This window comes from Deltaproteobacteria bacterium PRO3 (genome assembly GCA_030263375.1).
Classification (GTDB): Bacteria; UBA10199; UBA10199; order DSSB01; family DSSB01; genus DSSB01.
The window spans coordinates 1-4,781 of the sequence record SZOV01000157.1; the positions used below are offsets into that span (position 1 = coordinate 1).

The 4,781-nt window shown below is 56.8% G+C and carries 5 protein-coding genes; 3 read left to right on the forward strand and 2 right to left on the reverse strand.

The features are described from left to right. A partial coding sequence (locus FBR05_14785; GenBank protein ID MDL1873444.1) for a YmdB family metallophosphoesterase occupies window positions 1–550 on the forward strand: 550 nt, incomplete at its 5' end. Window positions 551–963: 413 nt separating this feature from the next. Continuing rightward, complete coding sequence (locus FBR05_14790; GenBank protein MDL1873445.1) at window positions 964–2,196, forward strand: tyrosine--tRNA ligase; 1,233 nt, start codon at window positions 964–966, stop codon at window positions 2,194–2,196. 18 nt (window positions 2,197–2,214) lie between these two features. Here FBR05_14790 and FBR05_14795 read toward each other — a convergent pair whose 3' ends face one another. Together FBR05_14795 and FBR05_14800 are read right to left on the reverse strand one after the other, a co-directional pair. Continuing rightward, window positions 2,215–3,558 (reverse strand): hypothetical protein, encoded by a 1,344-nt coding sequence (locus FBR05_14795; protein ID MDL1873446.1) that lies wholly within the window; start codon window positions 3,556–3,558, stop codon window positions 2,215–2,217. A 349-nt stretch (window positions 3,559–3,907) separates the two neighbouring features. Then, window positions 3,908–4,153: a hypothetical protein gene (locus FBR05_14800; GenBank protein ID MDL1873447.1), complete on the reverse strand. Its 246-nt coding sequence runs from the start codon at window positions 4,151–4,153 to the stop codon at window positions 3,908–3,910. A gap of 292 nt (window positions 4,154–4,445) precedes the next feature. Between FBR05_14800 and FBR05_14805 the strand changes: the two genes are divergently transcribed. Further along, on the forward strand, window positions 4,446–4,781 hold a 336-nt coding region (locus FBR05_14805; protein ID MDL1873448.1), incomplete at its 3' end, for a hypothetical protein.

Sequence of the window (4,781 nt, forward strand, 5' to 3'; positions counted from 1 at the left end):
CTACTTCAAGCGCCAACCCAAGCTGCTGCGGCCGGCCAACTACGCGGCTACCTCGCCGGGGCGGGGCTGGGTGGTCGTCGAGGTCTATGCCGGCGTCAAGCTGGGCGTCGTCAACCTGATCGGGCGCATCAACATGGAGCCGGCGGATTGCCCCTTCGCCGCAGCCGATCGCGCCTTGGCGGAGCTGAAAGGCCAGGCCGACGTCGTCTTCGTCGACATGCACGCCGAGACCACCAGCGAGAGCCGGGCGATGGGGTGGCACCTCGACGGACGCGTCGCCGCCGTCATCGGCTCGCATACCCACGTCCAGACCGCCGACGAGGAGATCATGCCGCGCGGCACCGCGTTCTTGACCGATGCCGGCATGACCGGTCCCTATCGCTCGATCATCGGCATGCGGATCGACAACGTCCTGCGCAAGTTCCAGACGGGGATCAAGTCGCGCTTCGAGCCGGCGGAAGGGGATGTGCGCTTCTGCGGGGCCCTGGTCGAGATCGAGGAGTCCAACGGTCTGGCCCGCAAGATCGAACGCATCCAAATCCGACTGTAGGGGCGAACCTTGTGTTCGCCCTTTCCCGGCGATGACAATCTTTCCCTTGCGTTGAAGTTTACCCCTCCTTTCTTAATCCAACTCAGGGGCCTTGCTTTGTCCTTCAAATGAAGGTCTTCCTGCCACCCCCGCCCCTAGCCGGGGGCGATATGTCCCAGCGGGGACACGGCCCGGCCCCCTTAGGCCGGGGGCCAGGCCTCCGCCGAAAAGCCGATATTATATAGGCCTCAAGGTGATCGGCTTTTCAGAGGGTCCCGCTTGGGACATATCGCCCCCGGCTAGGGGCTCGTGACGGTTAGGGATAGTAATTATTTTTTTCATTGCCAGGTAAAACTTCCAGAAGACAAGGGAGCAAACAGGTTGAGATTGCGAGAATAATTGAAAGCGAATGGATAAGGGTGTAGTACGAAATTATGGATTCATTATTAGATTCGTTAGGACGATTAGGGACGTCGGAGCCAATTAAAAAAAATACTATTGAGATTATATCTGAATCGGAACTTGACAAAAAAATCAATAGCGGCCGTCCTTTGCGCATAAAAGCTGGATTTGACCCAACTGCTCCAGATCTTCATTTTGGACATTTGGTCTTGTTGCGGAAGTTGAAAGTTTTCCAAGATCTTGGACACCATGTGTGCTTTTTAATTGGCGACTACACCGCCGCCATCGGGGATCCCTCCGGACGCAACGAGACCCGCCCGCCGCTCACGCGGGAAGAGATCGAACGGAATGTCCAAACCTACAAATCCCAGGTCTTTCGCGTCCTCGATCCCGGGAAGACCGAGGTGCTCTATAATTCCTCCTGGCTGGACAAGCTGGACGGTCGGGGCATGATTCGGTTGGCCAGTCGCTACACGGTCGCGCGCATGCTGGAACGCAACGACTTCGAAAAGCGCTACAAGTCGGGACACCCCTTGGCTATCCACGAGTTTTTGTATCCCTTGCTCCAGGGCTGGGATTCGGTGGCGATGCGGGCCGACGTCGAGTTGGGCGGCACCGATCAAAAATTCAATCTGTTGATGGGGCGTCACCTGCAGCATGAGGAGGGGCAGGAGCCCCAAGTCGTCATGACCCTGCCGCTGCTGGAAGGCCTCGACGGTGTCGGTAAAATGAGCAAATCTAAGGGGAACTACATCGGTGTCACTGAGAAGCCGGATTCTATGTTTGGCAAGATCATGTCCATCTCGGATGCGCTAATGTGGCGATATTTTGAATTGCTCACAGATCTCAGTATAGAAGAAATTGATGCTATACGTTCTGACACCCTTTCCGGCAAACTACATCCCAAAATGGCTAAAATTGCCTTGGCTACGCGGATTATTTCCGATCTGCATTCGCCCGCTGCCGCCGCGGAAGCAGCGGCCCACTTTGAAAAATCCTTCTCCCAGCGCCAGGTCGAGGCGATCGACGACGTGACGCTTTCGCTCGGAAAAAACACCATCGTCGCCTTTCACGCCGTCAAAGAGGCGGGCTTCGCCGCCACCGGCAACGAGGCCAAGGCCAAGATCAAGGGCGGGAGCATCCACGCTAATGGGCAGGTTCTGAAGGACCCCTTCGCCGAGCTTAAGGACGACGGCGCGGGGATTCTCCTGCAAGGCAAGATCGACAAGAAGCGCGTCGAGCGGCGGCTTTTTTTGAGGGTCTGATGCTTTCCTCAGAACCACTTAGGATTGCGCAGTGCCGGTGCTCGAAACCCCGCTGAAAAACGCCGGAGGTTCGCCGTCGGTCAAGGCCCAATCCAAAATGTCGTGGGCCTCTTGGCTGGTGACGAGGTCCCCGGCATGCTTTTCGCCCAACTCGCCGCTATGGGCGATCACCACGTCGCGAAAATCTTGGAGGATCTGCTTCGGGATCAGCTGCAGATACCGCTTCATGAGCTGGGGATTGCGGTCGGTCAATTCATAGATGCTCGAGACGATGCTGCGAATGACGTCGTTATACGAGTGATGCGCCCGGTCGACGTCGTTATGGCCGCTCCAAATCAATTGGTGAAGCTCGGAGGTATCTCCCGTGCGCACGGCCTTATCCAGCAGGTCCAAAATTTTATTCTGTAAATCTTTCCCGCCGGGACTGAGTCCTTCCCGTACCTTTTCCTTATTCCATTGCACATGGACGTGAGGCTCGAGGAATGTGGCAAGCTCTTCTTTGGTCGGCTCCGACGGCAAGTCCAAAGTCTGCTTCAGCAAGATCGACAATTCTTTCATGGAGTATTCGCCGTAGGGTTTGTCGGCGAATTGTTCCGCGAAATACGGGTCCACTTTTTTGAAGAACTCGAGCAGCTTGGCGGACTTTTCCGAGGAAACGGGCAGCCTTAGGTCGGAAATGTCCTCCTCCGAAAGACCCGAGTCTTTCAAGGCCTGCTCGATGTCCTTTTCGGAGACGTCGATCTTCGCCTCGCTTAATTGCGAGCGCAGGCGTTTTGCGAAAGGGGGATTTTCCTCCTTTGCGGTCTCGAGTTCTTCCCTGGCCTCGCCGAGGCTTTGCTCGGCGCCCTCAAGGTCCGCCTGACTCAGAGCGGTCTCCGCCTCCTGGATCTCCTTTTCGACGGCTTCCTTTTGGTCTCCCTCCTTCACATTGGATTCCAGCTCGTCGCGCAGCTCTTGGATTTCCTTTTTCAATGCCTCCCGCGCCGGCGCTTGTTCGATCTCGAGAGAGAGGCGGGCCTCCAACTCACCCAACTCCATGCGGAGGTTTTCGATCATTGCTTCGCGTTTTTCCGGGGAGAGGTTGGCGCTTTGCAAGGCGAGTCCTCTTTTTTCTTCGATGGCCTTGAGGACTTCCGGGCTTGCGCCCTGGCTGCGTGCGAGGCCGGCGAGCTTGTCGATTTCCTGATAGATGTCGCCGCCGGCCATCTCGCCGGCCGCGGCCGCATCCGTCTCCATCTCCATGCCGAAATCCTCGTAATCGCCGAAGTCCTCGGTTTCCAGACCGTAATCGTCCGTAAAGTATTCATCGTTGCCTTGGATGGATTTTGGCGGCGGGGGCGGGGCTTTGAAACTGTTATCCATGGGGCTATCCTCCTTGCCGGCGATCCTGGGGGCGCCGGACGATGCTTAAATAAAGCAAAGGCAATGCCAACGGATCCTGGTGAAAAATGCCTGGAAAAACATAGGGATGATATTCAAGGCCGAGAGAGGTTTGCAAATTTTGCAGCATAGGATCCCCGGAAACGTGCGCTAGCGGATGCCATGTGCGATGGGGTCGAAAACCAAATTTTATGCCTCGCTTCCGAGAAAGGCGACGCAAAAAAACGGGCCCCTCCGAAGAGGGGCCCGTCGCCGCCGCTTGAGTTGGGGCCAAGGGCGGGAGATGCCACGATGGAAAGCGGAGAATAGGGGTCCCCGCCGCTGGGGAAAATTAGGCCGAGCGCCGCAGGCTCTCCAGGCGCCGCTGCGCGTTGCTCCACAGCGGTCCGCGGTTGAATTGCACCACCCAGGCCAGATCCTGGTCTTGCAGGAAGGGATTGCTCAGCAGGCTCGTCTCGATCTCGGCCATCAGGCGCGTGGCCAGCGAGACCTTCCGCTCGGCGTCCAAGAACTCGGAGCTGCCTTGCGCCAGGTTCAGGAGGTTTTTCACTTGCTGGAATTTTTCTTTCATCGTCATGGCTTGCTCCTTTTCGAACATCCCGTCGCGGGACACTGAAGAATAAAGCAAGCCGCATGCCGTTTTATAAATTTAATAAAATCAATATGTTATAATTAAATTGACAATTTAAAATGCAATATTTGCAAACATATATTGAAAACGGTGCAAAATAGTCCCAGGGGTGGGGCCTTGGGGAGGGAGCCGCCCCGGGAGACATGGGCAGGCTTTCCTGGTAAATTAAATTTTAGTTGGGGGCCCGGGAAACTTCACTCTCGGTCAAGCCGATATCCTCAGGAAGGAGATACGGCCTATGTTCGGCTTGCGTTCCTTTCACGCCTCTTTGCGGCGCTCGACCCCAGTTGCATTGTTTCTCTTGATGGCCTGCTCCGGATCCGCGACCCTCACCGACCCTTCCGCGCCCGAGGGTCCCGGCGGCGTCGGCGGGGCCTTGGACGCCCCGGCCGCGGGCGGCACGGCCACCACCATGGCCGCGGCTCAACCGCTCACCGCGGGTTTTCCCGCCCCCGAGCAGGATCCCACCGGAAAATTTTTCACCGTCAAAATCATCGAAGAAAAACCGGTCTGCCGTTTGTTGGGCAAAGACGTGGTTCAATACAAGATTCGGGGTTTCGTGACTCCGGCGTGG

Bases quoted from the DNA above. Each gene is read 5' to 3' on its own strand.
- FBR05_14790 (MDL1873445.1), top strand. From the start codon at position 964: ATGGATTCATTATTAGATTCGTTAGGACGATTAGGGACGTCGGAGCCA.
- FBR05_14795 (MDL1873446.1), bottom strand. From the start codon at position 3,558: ATGGATAACAGTTTCAAAGCCCCGCCCCCGCCGCCAAAATCCATCCAA.
- FBR05_14800 (MDL1873447.1), bottom strand. From the start codon at position 4,153: ATGACGATGAAAGAAAAATTCCAGCAAGTGAAAAACCTCCTGAACCTG.